The sequence below is a fragment of the Ancylobacter radicis genome (genome assembly GCF_018449475.1).
Lineage (GTDB): Bacteria > Pseudomonadota > Alphaproteobacteria > Rhizobiales > Xanthobacteraceae > Ancylobacter > Ancylobacter radicis.
In genome coordinates, this window is the sequence record NZ_JAHCQH010000015.1 from 290744 (window position 1) to 310833 (window position 20090).

Genomic DNA, 20090 nt, shown 5'->3' on the forward strand with positions numbered 1-20090 from the left:
GCGGGACGCCCGATCACCAGCGATGGAAGCTGCGCGAACCGGTATGCGTTCCGCCGCCCGGACCGACGACCGCCCGGTTGGTCGTGCAGCCCTGTCCGGCGGTGCAACCGCGGGTGCGCGTCGCGGTGCCGCCATTGGGGCCCTCGCTGGTCCGGGTCGAGCTGCAAGCGCCGTCGGTGCAGACGCGGGTCTGGGCGGTCGAGCCGCCATAGACCCCGGTGGCGCTGCGGGTACCGACGCAGGCACCGCCCGCGCAGGTGACGGAGCGGCTGGCCGACGTCACCCGCGGGGCGACATAGGGCGGATAGGCCGCCCAGCGCCCGTACCAGGGATAGGCGACATAGTAGCGGTCCCAATAGGCCCGGTTGAACGAGACGACGGTGATGCCGACCGCTGGTGCCACGGGGGCCGTGAGCACGACCGGCGCCCCGCGATAGACGATCTGGATGTAGTTCGCCGCCACCCAGCCGCGATAAGGTCCAAAGCCGATATCGCACCAGCTGTAGCCTGAAACGCAGCCAAAGGTTGTGATCGTGGCGCCCGCAGGCACGACGGTGACCGCAGGATAGGCGGTCGACGGGCCGGCCCGCAGATTGACGTTGGTGACGGCAACCGCGCTGGTCGCGGCGCTGGACGCCGATACGGTGGCGACGGTGAGCGCGGCAGCGAGGAGAAGCGTTCTGAGCATGGCGGAACTCCGATGCAGGCCGCCCGGAGGCGGCGTCTGTTGTCCGCCGACCTTGATAGGTGTCTGGCCTCGCCGGCGTGTCTCGACCATGTTTCGATTTGTGTCAGCGAACCGACAGCGCCAGGCGACGCTGTCGGTCACGCCCCGCGCGGCGAGGGCGGGAAATTCACGATCCTGATCGCTCAGAATCCGTGCCGAAACGTCATGCCGGCCCGGATCAGCCTTCAGTGCGCGGCACCGGCGTATGGAGCAACTGCTGCTCCCACAGATAGGCGATGCCGCTGCCGCCGGCATGCTGCGTTCCGGGAGGCACTATGGGCCCGACACTCCATGGCCGCGCCACGACCACGCACGACATCCGAGCAGCGATACAGCGATCGAAGGCTCCGCTTAAAGAGCTAGCCGCCAGGGAACGACGTCTTCGCTACCGCGCTCAACGGCGCGTCGATTGAAGGCGGCTCATTACGCCTGCGTCTGCGCCCTAACCATGGGACTCGCTTGCCTTCCTCGCGGGCGAGAAGCCCCCGAGCATATCTCTTAGGGTATCCACACACTCGCAACGGCCTTGGCGTACCAAGTGTCGTATGATTAGAGTTCCATCCTCTATCGTCCGAACTCGTTGATGAATGAGCCCGTGCCTTTCTCATCTGCGACATCGAGCGACACATCAGCCATTACCTCCAGCAGCCCGGACTTCTCGGCGTTGTGCCGGATCGCGCGGGATATTCTGGGCGCGCCGTTTGCCTGCATGTGGCAGAGCGGCAATTTATGGCTCGCCAGCACCGAGGATCGTGCCTTCGGCCTGTCAGCGATCGCCGATGTTCGGATCGCTCTGCCCCTTGGCAAGACGTCCCCTCTGCTCGTCGTAAGGGATACGCTGGATTGCCCGGCGTTAGCGAAGCGGACGTGGGTCGATGGAGAACCGCATGTGCGTTTTGTCGCCGTGCTGACGGTCGCCACACCTGAAGCGTGCCATTTTGAACCTTGCCACCTTGCCGTCTTAGACACGCAGCCGCGTGATCTCGACGACGACCAACGACGGCGGCTGCTTGATGTCGGCGCCCTCGCGGCTCAAGCACTGCAACTGGCCTGGGAGGCACAGCTCGCCAGCCTGCAGGAGAAAGAATTCCGATTGTTGGCGGAGACCTCAACCGACACGATCGTGCGCGGCAATCTCGACGGCATTCGCCTTTATATCTCGCCCTCCGTCCGCTCCCTGCTCGGTTATGAGCCGGAAGAGCTGATCGGCCTGCGCGCCATCGACATCGTCCACCCGGATGACCTTGGGAGCTTTGGCGCGCTCATGGCGTCAATCCGGGCGGGCGAACTCGAAACCGGTGTCAGCGAGGTGCGCCAACGTCACAAAGACGGCCATTGGGTTTGGATGGAAGCTTCGGTCCGGCTCACCTACGATCCGGCCACGGGGAAACCGAATGGCTATGTGGCGTCCGTACGCGACATTCAGCGACGCAAGCAGGCGGAAAGCCACCTGGAATATCTTGCATCTCACGATACGCTTACCGGCCTTGCAAATCGTGCGATCTTCGACCGGCGGCTTGCAGATGCCGTTTTCCATGCGCGCCGCGATGGACGCCGGTTCGCCCTTTTCTGCATGGATATCGACCGCTTCAAGCGCATCAACGACACGTTCGGCCATCAGGCTGGTGATGCCGTCTTGCGCGAAGCCGCCATGCGGTTGCAGGTCGCCATAGGTGCCGAGGACATCGCAATCCGGCTGGGAGGCGATGAATTCGCCTTGATACAGATGCTGGACGACGCCGATGCTGCCGTCTCGGCGGCCAACATGGCACAACGTCTGATCGACGTGATGGCGCGTCCGATCTTCTTCCGGGGAAGTGAGATTCTGGCCGGGCTCAGTATCGGCATCGCGGTGGCGCCGCAGGACGGCCCGGATGCCGACCTCGTACTTTCGGCAGCGGACCGCGCGCTTTATGCCGCCAAACTCGGCGGCCGTAATACGTACCGTTTTGCCTCCTGCTGAGAACGTCAGGGTAACGGGCGCTTTGACGGGTGATAGCGCCGCGGTTGGCGCGCTCAAAAAATGAAGTCCACCGAGGTCAGCAGCCAGCAGCCCCGCGCCCACTCGATGCGGTTTCCCGCGGCATCCTCATTGATCGAACTGGTTCGAAAAACCGGCGTCCCCAGCGTCAGCTGGAGCAGCTGGGCCTCGTCGGCAGCCGCGAAGCCGCCGCTGATCCGCGTCTCGACGCGCCGGTACTTCTGGATGCCATGGGCAACGAAGACGTCGGTCACGGATTGGCGCCGGGCGTAAACCACCTCGAAATCGGGAAGCAGCGTCGCCGGGAAAACCTTGGTGCTGCTGTAGATGGGCTGGCCATCGGCGCTGCGCACGCGCCGCAGCCGGATCACCGGCGCGCCGGCCGGCAAGCGGAGCTGAGCCGCCATATCGGCATCCGCCGGCTCCCGGTCGAGGAAAAGCGTCTGGGTGGCGACACTCTTGCCATCGGCGGTCAAGCTTTCGGAGAACCGACTGCCGTCCCGCACGACGAGAGCCAAGGGCAGGCTGCGAACGAAGACACCGACCCCTTTGCGCGAGGTGAGGTGACCCTCCTGCTGGAGCTGCTGGAGCGCCCGGCGCAAGGTGATGCGCGTGACGCCGAGCTTCTCGGCAAGGTGGATCTCTCCCGGCAGTTGGCTACCGGCCTGGAGGTAGCCGCTGTCGATCAGCGCGATCAGGTAGTCGTAGATCTGCTGCCAGATGGGCGTGTCGCTGCGCGGACGGAAAACCAGGCCGTCAAAGCCGGACATGCTGCCGGATCGATTGGGCTGGGCACGGAAACTCTTGTTCACGCCTTCACTCCGCCGCGCTTGCACGTGCCGCACGGGACCCCCGGTCCAGCGCGCGGCGGGCATAGACAATATGACCGCTTACCATGGTTGCAACGACCTCGGGGTGTTCCATGTCCGAGCCGTCCACGAGGATAAGGTTGGCCTGCTTGCCCGGCACCAGACGGCCACGATCCGTGAGACCCGCGACGCGCGCCGGATTTTCCGACACCAGCGGCCAATAGGTGGCGAGGGCGTCGCGATTGCCACAGGCGAGCTTGAAAGCCGCATAGAGCGGCGAGGGATAGTGATAGTCGCTGGTGAGGACGGTGCAGAGGCCCTGCTGGATCGCCTGAGTGGCATCGAGCGCACCATTATGACTGCCGCCGCGCACCACGTTCGGCGCCCCGAGGATGACGTCCTCGCCGGCATCGCGGGCGGCCCGCGCGGTCTCGATGGTCATCGGAAATTCCGAGGACACGGCGCCGAGCGCGCGGAAGCCGGCCCGCTCCTGCGGGGAGGACTCGTCATGGGCCAGCAGCACATTGCCATTGGCGCGGGCCGTGGCGGCCAATGAGGCGATGGCGGCGGGCACCTCCTCGCGACGGCTCCAGACGCGGTCGAGCAGCGCCATGTAATCCTCGCGGCTGAGTCCCGAGCGTTCGGCCATCTGGCCGATCTTGCGCGCGATGGTGCCCTTGAGGACCGAACCGGTCGTGTGATCGTTGATGGCGAGGATCGGGGTCGGCGCAAGTGCCAGCCAGTCGCGCAGCTCGTCGAGCTGGCCGAGCGCAAAGGTTTCCCAGCGCAAATGAAGGCGGGTGTCGCAACCGAGATCGTCGCGGACCTCGCATAGCGTGCGGATGAAACGGCGCGCGGCCTCGGCTGAGCGCAATCCCGGCTCCCAGGACACGGTGACGCCGTGGAACGCGGTGGTGATGCCGTTGGCGACGAGCTGGCGATCCGTGTCCTTCAGCGCCAGCTTCATGTCGAAGCGCACACCGGGACGCGGCATGATCTGGCGCTCGAAGCCATCGCCATGGACATCGACAATGCCGGGGAGGACGAGCAGCCCGGTAGCGTCGATCCGGGCGCTCCCCGGCGCCGCCTCGGCAATAGCATTGCCGGCTATGTAGATGGGGCGCTCGACCCAGTCGCCATCGACCAGGGATACGCCGTTTTCGATCTGCCAACTCATCGGGCCTCGCTTGTCGGTCACTTGCAGCTGTTCGGGCACGGCGCCGGTGTCATGCACACGTCATCTGCTGTCTATACAGGAAAGCAGGTAATCATCTCCCTGTCTACGCAGCAAAGGACAGATAAATGTTTCGCAAGCTTGTGCCCGCGCTCGCAATCACGCTCGTGACGGCCTTTTCGGCGATGGCCGAGCCTGTCCGCTTTGCCGTGACCGATATTGAAGGGCTGGAGGCGCTCCAGCAGGAGTTTGGCAGCTTCCAGAAAGCCCTCGAAGAGAAGACAGGGTTGGACATCGAGCTGATCCCCGTCAGCTCGCGCACAGCCGCCGTCGAGGCGATGAACGCCGGTCATGTCGAACTGGTTCTCACCGGACCGGCCGAATATGTGATCATGAAGCAGCTCAGCGATCCGCGCATCGTCGTGGCCTGGCAGCGGCCGGATTATTTCGCCCAGATTGCGGTGTTGGCGAACGGCCCCATCCGCACGCTCAAGGACCTCAAGGGCAAGAAGATCGCCTTCGGGTCGGTCGGCTCGACCTCGCAGCATCTGGGTCCGGCGCAGGCGCTGGCCGATCAGGGGCTGGTCTACGGCAAGGACTATGAGGGCGTGATCATCTCCCGCAACGTGGCGGCTGAAGCCCTCATCCGCGGCGACATCGCGGCGATCGGCCTGAACTTCGGCCACCTCAACTCGATCCGCAAAGCCTTCCCGAACGCGGCCTTCGCTGTGGTCGCCCGTGGCCGCGACCTGCCCAACGACATCCTCGTCGCCCGCAAGGATATCCCCGAAGACGTCTATGTGAAGGTCCGCGAAGCCTTCCTGAAGCACGGCAATGAGCTGATGAGTGCCGTGATCGAAGGCGAGGACAACAAGAAGTTCAAGGGCGGCATCTTCATCACCGACATCAAGGACAGCGATTACGACTATGTCCGCTCGATGTACCGCACCATTGGCGTCGAGAATTTCTCGTCCTTTGTCGAGTAGTTCCTCTGCCGACGCCGGACAGGCGCGCGCCTGTCCGGTGTTTTTCTGTTGTTCCGCGCCGCAAAGAGGGACGCTCCTATGGATGCCGCGTTTCAAGACGCCTTGAAGCAAGCAGCCACCATCAACGTACCCACGGCCCATCCGCGCCTGCCGGGTCCGTTTGGCGCGGAGCCGATCATCCGCACGCGCAGCCTCGGCAAGAGCTACCCCAAGGGTCCGGCCGTGTTCGCGGGGGTGCACCTCGACATTCGCGCGGACCAGCGCGTGGCGCTGATCGGGTCCAACGGCGCGGGCAAGTCGACCCTGCTGAAATGCCTGATCGGCCTGCTGCCGTCGAGCGAAGGCGAGATCATGACGCTCGGTGAGAGCTTTCACGCCGCGCCGACGGCGGCCCAGCTACAAAGGCTGCGGCGCCAGATCGGCTTCGTTTTCCAGAACCACGGTCTGGTGAGCCGGCAATCGGTGCTCACCAACGTCATCCAGGGCAAGCTCGGCCTGCCGGGAAGCTGGCGCGCCTGGCATCAGTCGCTGGCCGATCAGGCGTGGCGCGAGGAGGCCATGCAGGTTCTGGCCGAGGTGCGGCTGGCCGACAAGGCGCGTGCCCGCGCCGACGAACTGTCCGGCGGTCAGGCGCAGCGTGTCGCCATCGCCCGCGCGCTCATCCGCAAGCCCAGGCTGCTTATTGCCGACGAGCCGGCGGCGAGCCTTGATCCGGCGGTCGGTCGCGACATCATGCAGATCTTTTCCGACCTCGCGCGCGAGCACGGCATCACCCTCGTCTACACGACCCACGACATGCAGCACGCGCTCGATTATTCCGACCGCATCATCGCGCTGAAAGCGGGCAAGGTGTTTTTCGACGCTCCCACCGGGGATGTGTCGCTGCGGGACATGGATGGTGTCTTCCATGCATAGCCCTTCCCTGCCGGCGCGGCTGCCGTCCATCTCCCCCATTTCCTTCACGCTGCTCGTCGTCGTCGCGGCGGCGTTCCTCGCCTCCATCGGGCAGGTCGCGCCCTCGCCGGAGCGACTGGCGGCCGGCGCCCCCCGCATGGCCGAGCTGGTGGGGCGGATGATGCCGCCAAATACCGATCCGGCCTTCATGCAGCGCATGTTCTGGCGGATCGTCGAGACGTTCCAGATCGCTCTCGTCGGCACGGTGTTCGGCGTCATCATCAGCCTGCCGACGGCGTGGTTCGCGGCCCGCGGCATCTCCCCGCTCGGTCCGTTCCGGCACCTCGTGAAAGCGATCATCTCGCTGTTCCGCACGGTGCCGGACCTCGTCTGGGCGCTGCTGTTCGTCTCCACGCTCGGGCTGGGCGCCGTCGCCGGAACGATGACCATCGTCGTCGACACGATTGGATTTTGCGGCCGCTTCTTCGCGGAATCGATGGAGGAAGCGGACAAGAAACCCCAGGAGGCGCTTCAGGCGATCGGCGCCAACCGTGTCGCCGTGCTGTGCGGGGCGATCCTGCCGGACGTGATGCCCTCGCTGATCAATTCCTCCCTGTTCGCGCTGGAAAAGGCGGTCCGGGCCTCGGTGGTGCTCGGCCTCGTCGGCGCTGGCGGGATCGGGCAGGAGTTGAAGGTCGCGTTCGACCTGTTCCAGTACCGCAACGCCTCGGCGATCATCCTCGCGATCTTCGCCATCGTGCTGGTGATGGAATTCTTCACTGATCGTCTGCGCGCGAAGTTCCAGTAGCGCGAAGGTCCAGCCGCCGCCGCGCGGGGGGCCTTTGCGGAATCTTGGCCGTCGAGACGGAGGCCATAGCCCGCGCGCCCACTCCCGGGGCGCCGGCCGGAACGGCGCGCCTTAAAGCTGCGCGGCCTTGTCAATTGCGTGTTAGACAGGTCCATGCCGTTCAGCGACGATAGCCATCCCCTTCGAAACGTGAGTAATCTCCAGCGCGCGCTGCAGGCTGCGGGGGTTGCCCTGTGGTCGTGGCACGTCGAGACCGATGCCTTCTCGATGGACGAGCAGGCCTTCAATTTATGGGGGCTGCCGCCGACCAGCCACGTCACCTTCGAGGATCTTTCGTCGCGTATCCACCCGGCGGACCGGGACCGGGTGCGGGCGGCCTTCACCGCCACCCGCGCCTTGGTCGGGGCCTATGAAATCGACTTCCGCATTCTGCTCGGTCAGGAGATCCGCTGGATTTCCGCGCGCGGCCTCGGCAATGACGAGGGGCTGCACAAGGGCCACATGTCCGGCGTGTTCCTCGACGTCACCGGCCGCAAGCAGGCGGAAGAAGGCCACGAACTGCTCGCCGGCGAGATGAGCCACCGGGTCAAGAACCTGCTGGCCATTGCCTCCGGTCTCACCACCCTGACGTCGCGCTCGGCCCGTTCGGTCGAGGAAATGGCGAAGGAACTCACGCAGCGCCTGACCGCTCTGGGCCGGGCCCATGACGCGGTCCGCCCGCTTGCCGGGAATCAGGGCCGGGCCGCGCTGCTGGGCGACCTGATCGCCATATTGCTGGCCCCCTATGACGACACCGGCGCGTTCAGCGGCCGGGTTCGCGTCGCGGTGCCCCGCATGGGCATCGGCGAGCAGTCGGCCACCACCCTCGCCCTGGCGATCCACGAACTGGCCACCAATTCCCTCAAATACGGCGCTCTGTCGGTGAGTTCGGGGATGCTCGACATCTCCGGGAGCTCGACCGAGGAGGAGGTCTGCATGGTGTGGACCGAGCGGGGCGGCCCCGCCGTGGAATCGCGGGGCAGCGAAGGCTACGGGACCAAGCTTCTCAACCGCAGCGTGGCCGGCCAGCTCGGCGGCTCGATCACCACCGACTGGTCCGATGACGGCATCATCGTCACGCTCACCATGAACGCCGAGAAACTGGCCACCTGACCCCCGCCCGCCCGGCAAGACCGGCCCGCCGTCAGGCTGGCCTGCCGTCAGGCCGGTCAGCGCATCAGGCCGGCGGCGCGCAGGGCGTCCTCGATGGTCTTCTTCACGCTGAACGCATCGGCGCCGGGCGGCTGCAAGGCCGGGCCGGTCCCATAGGTTTTCGCCCGGGACGTGGCGGGCACGGCGGCGGGCGACGCAGCGGGTGCGGCGTCCTGGCCGGTCACGGCACGTGGCCGCCTCCGCGCCGCCGGCGCCAGCGGCGCCACTGGGCGTGCGGGCAATGCCGCGCGGGTCTGCGGCGCGTCCGCGAGGCCCCAGAAGCGGGCGATCTCGCGGGTGGAGGAGATGCCGACATCCAGCATATAGGGGCCGGGCACGCCGAGACCGTCGCCGAGCGGCGTGCCATGGCCCATGGAAGCGACCGTGTTCAGCTCGATCACCGCCTCGCCCGCGCCATTGCACCAGGTCCGCCGGGCGCGCACGCCCAGCATCTCCTCCCGCGTCGGCGTCTCGCCGAGATGGTGGACATGGCGCCATTGCGCGGCGATGTCCTCCGCGTTGGACGGGGCGACCGTGTGATCGGCCGATCCCTGCCAGATGGCGATCCGGGGCCACGGACCGCCATGGTCGGAAGCCTCGCGCAGCAGCGCCCAGAGTTCCTCGTCCGAGGCCGCTCCCTGGCCGCGCATGCAGTCGAACGCTTCCGGCACCGTGCTCGCGCAGCCATAGGCCAGGCCGGCAATGATGGCGCCGCCGGCGAACACTTCCGGGTAGGCCGCGAGCATGACCGAGGTCATCGCGCCGCCGGCCGACAGCCCGGTGATGAAAACGCGCGCGGAATCGATGGCGTGAACCTGCCCCAGCGCGTCGATCATCTGGCGGATGGACAGCGCCTCGCCGGCATCGCGGCGGGCATCGCCCGGTCGAAACCAGTTGAAGCACAGATTGGGGTTGTTGAGGCGGCTCTGCTCCGGGTAGAGCAGCGCGAAACCGGCCTCGTCCGCCAGCGTCGACCAGCCGGCGCGGTGGTCGTAGCCGGCCGCGTTCTGGGTGCAGCCATGCAGTACCACCACCAGCGGCGCGCCGGGCGGCAGGTCCGGGGGAAGGTAGAAGCGCGCGGTCAGGGCGCCGGGGTTCGATCCGAAATCCGCGAGCACCGCCAGCCGGTCGGAAGATTCCGTCTCTCTGGAATAGGCCCCGTCCCTAAGAAAGGCTCCATCCCTGAAAAAGGCCCCCTGTCTTCCGCCGAAACTGGCGAAATCGGCCATCATGTCTGACATTTTACGCAATGGAGGCGTCCTTGTTGTGCGCCCGACATCGCAGGGCTCATCTGCTAACGCCGTCGCAGCAAGATTGTTGCTGCACTGCACAATAACAAGGGATGTGTGCGGAAAGAGGCGATGCGACTCACATTTGGGTGACGGGCGGCGCCTCGGGGCCCCGCAATTCGGGCGGCCTAGCCGCCGAACTTCAGGCTGAGGGCCTGCCAGGCGCGGCGGGCATTGCTCGCGATGTGCTCGCAGCTCGCTTGGACATCGGAGAACATCGCCGAGTCGCCCATCCGCTTTTCGATCGCGGCGGCGTGCAGCATGATCGCCGTCAACGCGCTGTTGGTCACCATGAAGTCGCCATGGTCCATGTCGGTGTCCGACGCCACGAGATAGGGGGCCCTGCCCGGCGGCAGAATCCACTCGAAGATCGGCTCGCCGTCGCGCTCGACGGTCAGACGGCCGCCGATGACCTGGGCCTTCGCGTCGTGGGCCAGCTGAACATTCGACCGCACCCGCCGCGCCAGTTCACCGGGGGTGCGCACCACCTGCTCGATTTCCAGATGCGCTTCCTTGCGCAAGGCCTCGGTCAGCGAGCGGAGCGCCAGATAGCGTTCGCACTCGGTGAGCTGCTTTTGCAGCATCGCCGAGACCAGTTCGCGATCCAGTTGCAGATTAAGCCGCATGACGGTTGTTCCCGGCGCCGGACGGTCTGCCGTCCTGCGAGGGGAAGCTACCCGCTCACCGTTCGCGCGGGTGTAAATTAGTGAAAAATCAGCTCCGCTCCGCCGCCGGCCGGGCCACCTCCCCACGCAGCGAGAAGGCGAACAGGCCGGCGGCCACCATGACGGTGGCGACCGCCGTGCCGACCAGCAGATTGACCCCGGTGGAATAGAGGATGCCGGCGATCGCCGGGCCGCTGGCGAGGCCGAGCTTGGAGGCAAAGCCAGCCAGCACCGCCGCCCGGCCGCTGCTGTCGTCCCGCGCGCACAGGGCGAAACCATAGGGCAGCGCGATCGCCATGGTGAAGAAGATGGCGGCCACCGCCAGCGCATAGAGCGCGGGGCTGGCGCCGGCCATCACCAGCAGCTTGGACAGGCCGGCGGCGGCCACCACGGGGACCAGCGGCATCCAGCCGTAGCGCCGGCTGAGCATGAGCATGATGAGGGCGCCGGGCACGCCCGCCCCCAGGCTGAAGGCCACAACCGTGCCGGCGAACACCGCCGAATGCCCGAAATCGACGGCGATGCCGATCAGAAACGCCCCCAGCCCCAGATTGGCCGCCTGAAACAGGAACAGGGCGCCAATGCGCGCCATCAGCGGCACCGGCCATCGCCCGCGCGGCGCGGTCTTCCGTCCCGGCACCCCGGTGCCCGGCTGACGGAAGGTCGGCAGCCGCAGGAGCAGCACCAGCGCGATCAGGCTGAACGCGACCAGAATGGCGAACACCATGCCTTGCTGGAAGAAGCTCGACGCGAAGATCGAGGCCACGATGCCGACGCCGCCAAAGCCGAAATGGAAGATGAAGAGAATGCCGAAGCCGCGCCGCGGATCGGCCATCTGCGCCAGCAGGGCATAGGTCACGCCGACCAGCAGGCCGCCGGCGACGCCGTGCAGGAAGCGCAGCACCACCAGCATCTCGAAGCCTTTGGCGCCCATGCTGGCGAGATCGGCCACCACCAGCGCCAGCAGCAGCGCCGCCGAGAGCGGCCGCCAGGCGATGCGCGGCACGAGGAAGAGAGCAGCCAGCGCCCCAAAGGTCGAGCCATAGCCATTGCTGGCGGCGACATAGCCGGCCTGCGCCGGGCTGAGGCCATATTCGGTGCGGAGCGCGGCGATGATCGCCGGCATGATGTCGATGTAGAGCGGCCCGGCCATCGCCACCATGGCGACCATGACATAGACCGAGAGGGTCGCAGGGGGCGCCACCTCCGGGCCGGCAGACAAAGGCGCGGGGGCGGAAGGCATGCGGCCGGGATCCCTGACATTGGAAGCGAGCGCGCACCTTGTCAGACCGACCCGCTTTGCGTCTATGACCGAGGCGGACGCGACGGTGGGTCGCCGACTCTTTCCACAACGCCCGGAAGTGCCGGCGCGGCGATCAGGGGAGGCCGAGGCGCCGCGCGACGATGTTGCAGCGCGCCAGCCAGGCTTCCATGCCGTCCCGGCGGGCGAGGTCGCGCGCCCGCTCGATGCAGGCCACCGCGTCGGCCGGCCGCGCGGCCTCATAAAGCACGGCCTGCACGCGCAGCAGTTCGGGCAGGATCCAGCCTTCGCGGCTCGCCTGCGCCAGCGCGATCGCCTCCTCGATCCGATGCTGGGCCGCCTCCCCGTCGCCGCGCGCGTGAAGCGCCTGCGCGAGGTGCCCGAGGAACATCGCCCGGCGGATCGGCCACCCCGTGCGGGCAAGCTGTTTCAGCCCCTCCGTCAGATCGTCCACCGCCCCCGGCGCGTCGCCCCGCGCCAGAAGCAGGGCGCCCCGGAAGCACTGTCCCCAGGCGCTCCAGGGCCCGAACAGAAGCTTGCCGGACAATTCCTGAAGCAGATCGACCCGCTCCTCCAGCAGATCCAGCGCGCCGGCGTGAAGCGCCACCGGGCACCCCGACTCGACCAGCACCAGCGACAGCGTCGTCGCATGGCCGCGCGCGCGCGCATCCGCCACGCAGGCGGCGGCGATGGTCAGCGCCAGTTCCTGATGCCCGAGCAGCCAGAGCGTCTGCGAGTGATAGGCACGCGCATTGAGTTCCTGGTCGAACTGCATGCGCACCACCGCGCTGCTGTCGGCCCCGCCGTCATTGAGCGCGGCTTCGAGGGAGAGGCGGGCCGCCCGCACATCGCCGAGATAGTACTGGGCAAAGCCCCTGAGCCGATGGCCGGTCCGCACATGGCTGGTGGTGGAGAACCGCGCCTCCTCCTCGGCCAGCCGCGTGAAACGGTCGGCGATGTCGAGCGCCGCCGGGTAATGGCCCGAGGACAGCTCGACCAGAAACACGCACCAGAGCGCGCGCAGTTCGAGCCCGATATTGTCCGCCCCCTGGGCGATCCGCCAGGCATGGGCGAGCGTCTCACGCGCCTGCGGCGTCGGGCCGACCGTGTAGACCAGCGCGGTGCCGAGCGCGCAGAGCAGCGTCACCTCGCGCACCGGATCGGGCTGCGCGCGCAGCGCCAGTGCCGTCATCGCCCGCTCGAACAGGCCGCGCGCCTCGTCGACCAGCGAAAGCTGGAACCACAGCACGGCCGAGACGGCGGTCAGTTCGGCCCCGAGTTCCGGGTCGCCCTCCGGCCCGAAGCACCAGTCCAGCGCCAGCCGCAGATTGTCGATCTGGCCGGCATAGGTGTTCACCCACGCCGTGGCCGGAACGCGCGCCCATTCGCTCTCGGCAAGCTGCATCGCCTCCTTCATGTACAGCGCATGCCGGCGCCGCAGCCGGCCGACCTCGCCGCGGACGCGCAGCTTGTCCAGCGCATAGGCGCGGGTGGTCTCCAGCAGCCGGTAGCGCGGCACGGCCTGCGAAAAGTCGGCGCTGACCAGCGACTTGGCGACCAGATTGGTGAGATTTTCGATCGTGTCCCAGCTCGGCTCATCGAAGGACGCGACGCGGGCGGCCGCCTCCAGCGAGAAATGACCGACAAAGGTGCCGAGCCGCGCCAGCGTGACCTGCTCGCCCGGTGTGAGATGGTCATAGCTCCAGTTGAGCGTCGCCAGCAGCGTCTGGTGCCGCTTGAGCGCGGTGCGCCGCCCCGCCACCAGCAGGCGCAGCACATTGTCGAGCCGCTCCGCCAGCCCGTGCACGCCGAAAGCGTCGATCCGCCCGGCCGCAAGCTCGATCGCCAGCGGAATGCCGTCGAGATGCCGGCACAGCGCGACAATCGCGGCGATCTCGTCCGGCGGCGGGTCGTAACTGCCCAGCGCCGCCGCCGCACGGTCGATGAACAGCCGGACGGCGGGCAGCGCCAGCGCCCGCTCCGGGTCCAGATCGGCGGCGTTCTGCGGCACGTCGAGGCCGGGCAGCCGCAGCACGTACTCGCCCTGCGTGCGCAGCGGCTCGCGGCTGGTCGCCAGCACGCGCACCCCGACGCCCTTCTGCAGCAGCAGGTCGGCGGCGTGGGCGGCGGTGTCGATCACATGCTCGCAATTGTCGAGAATGATGAGCCCGTGCGCCACCGGCAGGGGATCGGCCATCTGCCAGTGCGCGATCCCCAGCGTCATGCCGACCGCCGTCGCCACCGCCTGCTCGACATGGGCGGGATCGGCGATCTGGGCAAAATCGACCAGGATGACGGCGCCGTTGTCGGGCAGACTCGCCCGCGCCACCTCGATCGCCACCGTGGTCTTGCCGACACCGCCGGCCCCGACCAGCGTCACCAGCCGATGCCGGCCGAGTTCCGCCCGGATCGCGGCGACCACCGCCTCGCGGCCGATCGCCGGCGTGACCGCCAGAGGCAGGTTCTCCCGCGCCGCGCTCGGCGCCGGCGGGAAGGCGCGCTCGGCTTCCCCGAGATCGACGATGCGGACGGGGGCTATGAAGCTGTAGCCGACGCGGGTGGCGTTGACGATGTAGCGTTGCCCGGCCTGACCGTCGCCGAGAATGCGGCGCAGCGCCGCCATCTGCACCCGCAGATTGGCTTCCTCGACAAAGAGATTGGGCCAGGCCCGCGTCAGCAGCTCCTGCTTGCCGACCACCTTGCCCTGCTGCTCGATGAGCACGGTCAGGAGCTCAAGCGCCCGGCCGCCCATCGCCACGGGCACGCCGTCCTTCAGCAATTGCTTCGACCCTAGCAACAAGGTGAAGGGACCGAAGACGGCAGCTTCGGAAGCAGATTTCATGCGGCTTATGGTGGTTCCGGCCCGAGCCCCAGCCATAGATCACATTACATCCGGCGCCTTCAACCCTCGACCGCACACGACGGTAATGGGGTCCAGTCGGCCGGTGTGGCGGCCTCGCGCCCACGCGCCCGCTGCCCTGCGCAACGAGAGGAGTGCGCCCGGCGCAGGCTGTCAGGGCGTCACGGCGTCCCGGCGGGCGACACGTAATAGGTCTCCGCCAGATCGGTCTCGCGCAGCAATATCCGGGCGAGATCGGTGGAGATACGGCGCTGGCGCACCATGCCGATCACCGCCGCGCGTTCCGCCCGCAGCGCCAGCAGGCGCAGCCCGCGCTCCTCCTGAACGGTCTTCGCGATATCCGCCCGGTCCTCCGGCTGCGTCGCGTCCTTGTCGCTCGACAATTGCGTGAGCCGGCGCTGATAGTCGCCGGTCACCAGCGCCGCGGCGGCGACAAAGCCGCTTTCCGGGGCGGGATGGCCGGTCTCGGCGGTTGCCACCGCCGCCAGCGCGGCCTGGGCGACCTCGATGCGGGCCTCCAGCGCGCGCTGCGTCTCATCGGGTTCTGCCGTCAGGGCGACGCCCCGCAGCAGCCCCGGCAAGGTCAGGTTGGCGAGCACGAGGGAGGCGACGATCACCCCGGCCGCGATGAAGATGACGAGGTCGCGGGCCGGGAAGGCCGAGCCGTCGGCAATCGTCAGCGGAATGCTCATCGCTCCCGCCAGCGTGACCGCACCCCTCACCCCGGCCACCGACATCGCCGTGACGAGGCGCCAGTCGGGCCGTGACGGGATGGGCCCGCCGCCGGGATGGCGGATCCAGACGATGGCGGTCACCCAGACGAAGCGGAGCACGGCCAGCGCCAGGGTGATGGCGGCGATATAGAGCCCCAGCCAGCCGAAGCCGCGATGGCCGTCCTCGGCCATGCTTGCATTGATGTTCGCCAGCACGCTCGGCAACTGCTCGCCCAGCAGCAGGAAGATGATGCCGTTGAGGGTGAACTGGACCGTCTCCCAGACCGTGGTGCGGCGGATTCGGGTGATCGGCAGGACCAGGCCGCGCACTTCGAGCCGGCTCATCACCATGCCGGCCGCGACCGCCGCCAGCACCGCCGAACAGCCCGCGCGATCGGCGACGAGATAGGCGCCATAGGGAATGAGCAGGCTGATGATGATCTGCGACGAGGTCACCTCGCCAAGGCGCGAGACCACCCATGATTTGGCGCTGGAGACCAGCCAGGTCAGCGCCGCCCCGATGAACACCCCGCCCAGCGCGCTCCATGCCAGTTCGGCCAGCGCATCCCAGAAGTGGAAGGAACCCATCAGGGTCGCGGCGACCGCGAGGCGCAGGCACACCAGCCCCGAGGCATCGTTGAACAGCGCCTCGCCCTCCAGAATGCGCAGCATGCGGCGCGGCACGGGAACATTGGCCACCATCGCCCCCGCCGCCACCACATCGGTCGGGGAGAGCACCGCCGCCAGCGCGAAGCAGACCGGCAGCGGCACGGCGGGAACCAGCACATGCACCAACCAACCGAGGCCGAGCACGGTGAAGAAGACGAGGCCGAAGGCCAGCGACAGGACGATCCCGGCATTGTGCGACAGCTCCTCGGTCGGCACCCGCCAGCCATCGAGGAACAGCAGCGGCGGCAGGAACAGGACGAAGAACAGCTCCGGCTCAAGATCGACCGCGAAGGTGCCGGTGAGGCCGATCAGGGCGCCCAGAGCGATCTGCACCAGCGGCAACGCCACGCGGCCCTGCAACAGCCTCGCGATTCCGTGGCTGACCACGACGCCGAGCAGCAGAACAAGGATGATGTCGAAGTAACGCATGCCGGCCCCTCGCCCTCCCGGAGGGCCTGTCTCCCGAGGGCCTGCCTCCCGGAGGTCGCACTACCGTAGGCTTGCCCTCGGGCGGGCATAGCCTAGAGGCGCCGGCCAAGGCGGTCTTTCGTGAGCCCACGCCGGAAAGGGCGCGCCCGCCGCCTGCGAACCCGCAACGACGGCTCCGCGCTCAGGCCAGCGCACATTCCGAGTGAAGATCCGCCCCGACCACATGCCGGGCGATCGCCATGAGATGGGGATGGTGCGTGAAGAACAGCACCTGCGTCGACGTGGCGACCTCCGCCAGCACCCGGAAGCCGGCTTCCGCGCGCTGATCGTCGAAATTCACGAACAGATCGTCGGCCAGGAATGGCAGGTTGACGCCGGCCGCAACCGACTGTTCCAGCGCCGCCAGCCGGAGCGCGAGAAACAGCTGGTCGGTCGTGCCCTCGCTCATGGCGCCGACCTCGACCATGGTGCGGCCATCGTCGCGCAGCCCGAGCAGGCGCGGCGACGCCCCGTCGGCATCCACCCGCAGCGTCACATAGCGCCCGGTGGTGAGGGTCGAGAACAATTCCCCGGCCCGCAGCAGCAGCGGGTCCTGATGGCGCTCGCGATAGGTCTCGATCGCCCATTTCAGGGTGAGTGCCTGCGCCCGCTTGAGAATATAGTGCTCGGCCAGCACCTCCATCTCGGCCCGCGCCTGCTCGGCATCGGCCGCCGCGCCGACGGCGGAGGTAGCGCCGCTGTTCAGCGCCGCGAAGGCCGAGCGGGCATCGCCATGGGCGGTCGCGGCCTGATCGACCTCGTCATTGAGCTCCTTCAGCCGCGCTTCCAGGGCGGAGATCTGGCCCGCCAGCGCGCCGGGATCGGCGGCGGTGACGCCCGCCACCAGCGCATCCAGCGCCATCCCGTCGCCCTCGTCGAGGATGCGCCGCTCGGTCGCCGCCAATTCCTCCAGCAGCCGCCGCCGGGCGCGCGACCGCTCGATCGCCGCAGACAGCTCGGCGCGGTCGCGGGCGCCGGTCTGCGCCAGCAGCGGGGCCAATGCCTCGTCGGCCGCCCTGAGCCGTGCCCCGGCATCTTCCGCCTGAGCCGCGCGGCGGCGCATATCTTCCTCAAGCGAGCCGAGCAGCGTGGCGTTGGCGCGCGCCGCCGCCAGACGCTCGCGCAGCGCGCGCACGCGGGCGGACGTATCCGCCGGGGCGAGGCCGCATTGATCGGCCAGCGCGTCCACCCGCGCGACATGATCGCGGGCGTCGCGCCTGATGCCCTCGACCCGCCGGCGCAGCTCCGCCTGCGCGACTTGCGCCTGACGCAGTTCGTCCAGCAGGTCGAGCACCGCCCCGCAGGTCGCGCTGTCCATTTGCAGGCCGGCCTCGGCCAGCGCCGCCTCCCAAGCCCGCGCAGTGGCGGCGGAGTCGGCGTCGAGCCGCTGCTGGCGGCGCTCCAGCGTGGTCCGTTCGGCGGCGATCTGGTCGAGCTGCTCCTGCGCGAGGCGCCGCCGCTGGACCGCGCCCTCCGCCTCCGCCCGCCGCCTCTCGGCGATCGCCAGCAGCGGCGCCAGCGGGCCACCGGTGTCGGCGCTGCCGAGCGCCTCCGCCAGCAGAGCGCGGCAGGCGTCCCGCCGCGCGAGCACGCCCTCGCACTCCGCGCGGTGCGCGAGATAGTGCTGATGGGCCGCTTCCGCCGCCTCGCGGTCGGCCTGCCAGGTCAGGAAGCGCGAGGGGTCCAGCGCCGGCAGGCCGACGCCCGACAACCGCCCGCCCCACGCCTCAAGCGCGCGCTCGTGCCGACGCCGCGCCTCGGCCGCACGGGCGGTCGCCTGTTGGGCTTCAAGCGCATGCCGGGCCTTGTCCTGTTCCAGCAGCGCGAGGCGGCTGGACGCGTCGGCGAGCCGGAAACGCAGCTCCATCCGCTCATCCGCCTGGGCGAGGCTGGCCTCGAACTCGGCCACCGCCGCCTCGGGCGCGGACAGTTCGGCGCCCCCCAGCACATGGTCGCGGATCGGCTGCCAGCGGTCCTGCCGGTGGCGCCGCGCGGCGGCGATGTCCTCGGGCGAGACCACCGCGCCGGTGGCGAGTTGCTCGATGGCGAGTTCCACCGCCGCGATCTGGTCGGTGGACCGCTGGACCTGCTCCTCCTCGCGCCGCAGGCCAGCCGCGATGTCGGCGATCTCGGCGCGGGCCGCCTCGATCTCGCGCTCGCCGATCCGCGGCAGCGCCGCCAGCTCATCCACGCTGCCACGCCACGGCACCAGCCGGGCCAGCAGCGGCGCCACCGCCGACAGGGAGGCCTCAGCCCGGCGCCGCGCCGCCTCGCCGCGCGCATCGGCATCCGCGCCGAGCGCGCGCGCCGCGTTCACCGCGTCGATCAGCGGATCGAAGCCGGCGCCCGCCGGGCTTGCTGCCACGCTCGCCTCCAGCCGCGCCTGCGCCCTCATCCGGCGCTCCTCGATATCGGCCCGGCTCTCCTCGATCTGCCGGCCGGCGGCGGCGATTTCGCCGCGGAGCCGGGCGAGATCGCGCAGCTTGGCGGCGCCCGCGCGCGTGGGCGCGACATCGGCATTGCCGCCGGCCTCGGCACGCAGCCGCGCGGTCAGCGCCTCGGCCGCCAGCAGCTCCGGCTCCAGCCGCACCAGATCGCGCGCCGCCTTCTCGCCGGCCCCGGCATCGGCGACCAGCTGGTCGATCTCCTCCGCGCGCGCGAGGATCGCCGGATCGGCCGCGACCGTGCCGTGACGCTCGCTCGCCTCCGCCCGCAACTGATCGGCCGCCGCCTTCTGGCGCTGCGCCTCGTCCGCCTCCTGGATGATCGTCTCGGCGCCGTCCTCGCGCGGCTTGCCGAGATCGGCCGTGCCGTCGCTGCCACCCAGCAGATCGAGATGTTCCTGGCGCCGGCGCACCAGCGGCGCGAGCCGGCGCACCCGGTCGGCCGCGCGCAGACCCGCCTGCACCGCGTCGCGCGCGCCGCGCGCCGCCTCAAGGGCCGCACGGGCCCGCTCGGCCGCCTGCCGCGCCTCGGACCACGCCTTGGGCTTCAGCGCGTCGTCGCGGATCGCCTTGAGGGCCGTTGCCAGTTGCTCCTGCGCCTTGGTGAAGGTCCGATGCTTGGCGGCTTTCGGGCCCCAGATGGCGTCCACCTCGCCGTCGAGCGTCTTGAGTTCGTCGGCGATGCCGGTGAGGCCGGAGCCGGCCGCGAACAGGGTCCGGCCGAGATCGTTCTTGGCCTCGACCATGGCCCGCCCGCCGGCGCGCAGCCCGTTCTGATCGAGGCTGAAGGAAAGGCCGAAGGTCTCGCGCGTCTGCCCCTTGAGCATGGCCAGCAGCGGCGCCTCGTCCATCGCCACGTCGCCGGCGTCCAGCAGCGTCCCGGTCGTGCCCTTGCGGCGACGGCACACAAGCCGGCGCCCGCCCTCCTCCAGCACCGCGCCCACCCGCAGCAGCGCATTGTCGAACAGGAAATTGTAGGGCGAGCGGGTCGGAAAGCCGAACAGCAGGTCGGACACGGCGGCCAGCGAGGTCGTCTTGCCGGCCTCGTTGGCGCCGTAGATGACATGCAGGTCCGGGCTGCCGGCGCGGAAATCGAGCTCGCACCGCTCAAAGCGGCCATATCGCTCCAGCGAGAGGCGGGCGAAGCGCAT

Annotated in this window: 14 protein-coding genes and 1 pseudogene; 5 read left to right on the forward strand and 10 right to left on the reverse strand. The window is 68.8% G+C overall.

What is annotated here, in order from left to right:
* Positions 1-13: 13 nt before the first annotated feature.
* Together KIP89_RS07450 and KIP89_RS19750 are read right to left on the reverse strand one after the other, a co-directional pair.
* Entirely contained in the window at positions 14-688 is a 675-nt protein-coding gene (locus KIP89_RS07450; RefSeq protein ID WP_213754769.1) for an SH3 domain-containing protein, read from the reverse strand.
* A 217-nt stretch (positions 689-905) separates the two neighbouring features.
* Positions 906-986, reverse strand: a pseudogene (locus KIP89_RS19750) (hydrolase); the annotation flags it as partial.
* Between the two features lie 324 nt (positions 987-1310).
* On the opposite strand from KIP89_RS19750, the gene KIP89_RS07455 reads away from it, so the two are divergent.
* Positions 1311-2690 carry a diguanylate cyclase domain-containing protein gene (locus KIP89_RS07455; protein ID WP_213754770.1) on the forward strand — a complete coding sequence of 460 codons (1380 nt, stop codon included), beginning with the start codon at positions 1311-1313 and terminating at the stop codon, positions 2688-2690.
* A gap of 53 nt (positions 2691-2743) precedes the next feature.
* Here the strand turns inward: KIP89_RS07455 and phnF are convergent, their stop codons facing one another.
* The gene (gene phnF / locus KIP89_RS07460) at positions 2744-3520 is read right to left on the reverse strand and encodes a phosphonate metabolism transcriptional regulator PhnF (RefSeq protein WP_369807072.1); all 777 of its coding nucleotides are present in this window, start codon (positions 3518-3520) and stop codon (positions 2744-2746) included.
* Positions 3521-3524: 4 nt separating this feature from the next.
* On the reverse strand, positions 3525-4694 hold the full coding sequence (locus KIP89_RS07465) for an alpha-D-ribose 1-methylphosphonate 5-triphosphate diphosphatase (RefSeq protein ID WP_213754772.1): 1170 nt from the start codon (positions 4692-4694) through the stop codon (positions 3525-3527).
* A gap of 125 nt (positions 4695-4819) precedes the next feature.
* On the opposite strand from KIP89_RS07465, the gene KIP89_RS07470 reads away from it, so the two are divergent.
* The 4 genes from KIP89_RS07470 (at position 4820) to KIP89_RS07485 (ending at position 8531) form a co-directional block, all read left to right on the forward strand.
* Entirely contained in the window at positions 4820-5677 is an 858-nt protein-coding gene (locus tag KIP89_RS07470) for a PhnD/SsuA/transferrin family substrate-binding protein (protein WP_213754773.1), read from the forward strand.
* A 102-nt stretch (positions 5678-5779) separates the two neighbouring features.
* Positions 5780-6592 carry a phosphonate ABC transporter ATP-binding protein gene (locus tag KIP89_RS07475; RefSeq protein ID WP_250152265.1) on the forward strand — a complete coding sequence of 271 codons (813 nt, stop codon included), beginning with the start codon at positions 5780-5782 and terminating at the stop codon, positions 6590-6592.
* Positions 6585-7379 (forward strand): phosphonate ABC transporter, permease protein PhnE, encoded by a 795-nt coding sequence (gene phnE / locus KIP89_RS07480; RefSeq protein ID WP_250152266.1) that lies wholly within the window; start codon positions 6585-6587, stop codon positions 7377-7379. The genes KIP89_RS07475 and phnE overlap by 8 nt, the downstream gene beginning before the upstream one ends.
* Before the next feature lie 153 nt (positions 7380-7532).
* A complete protein-coding gene (locus KIP89_RS07485) occupies positions 7533-8531 on the forward strand; it encodes a sensor histidine kinase (RefSeq protein WP_213754776.1) in 999 nt (332 codons plus the stop codon).
* Positions 8532-8587: 56 nt separating this feature from the next.
* Here the strand turns inward: KIP89_RS07485 and KIP89_RS07490 are convergent, their stop codons facing one another.
* The 6 genes from KIP89_RS07490 to KIP89_RS07515 form a co-directional block, all read right to left on the reverse strand.
* A complete protein-coding gene (locus KIP89_RS07490; RefSeq protein WP_369807073.1) occupies positions 8588-9820 on the reverse strand; it encodes an extracellular catalytic domain type 1 short-chain-length polyhydroxyalkanoate depolymerase in 1233 nt (410 codons plus the stop codon).
* Between the two features lie 167 nt (positions 9821-9987).
* Positions 9988-10485 carry a hypothetical protein gene (locus KIP89_RS07495; protein WP_213754777.1) on the reverse strand — a complete coding sequence of 166 codons (498 nt, stop codon included), beginning with the start codon at positions 10483-10485 and terminating at the stop codon, positions 9988-9990.
* An 88-nt stretch (positions 10486-10573) separates the two neighbouring features.
* The gene (locus tag KIP89_RS07500; RefSeq protein WP_213754778.1) at positions 10574-11767 is read right to left on the reverse strand and encodes an MFS transporter; all 1194 of its coding nucleotides are present in this window, start codon (positions 11765-11767) and stop codon (positions 10574-10576) included.
* A 133-nt stretch (positions 11768-11900) separates the two neighbouring features.
* Positions 11901-14627, reverse strand: coding sequence for an ATP-binding protein (locus KIP89_RS07505; protein WP_213754779.1), 2727 nt, complete (start codon positions 14625-14627; stop codon positions 11901-11903).
* Between the two features lie 179 nt (positions 14628-14806).
* Entirely contained in the window at positions 14807-16456 is a 1650-nt protein-coding gene (locus KIP89_RS07510) for a Na+/H+ antiporter (RefSeq protein WP_213754780.1), read from the reverse strand.
* 181 nt (positions 16457-16637) lie between these two features.
* Complete coding sequence (locus tag KIP89_RS07515; protein WP_213754781.1) at positions 16638-20090, reverse strand: ATP-binding protein; 3453 nt, start codon at positions 20088-20090, stop codon at positions 16638-16640.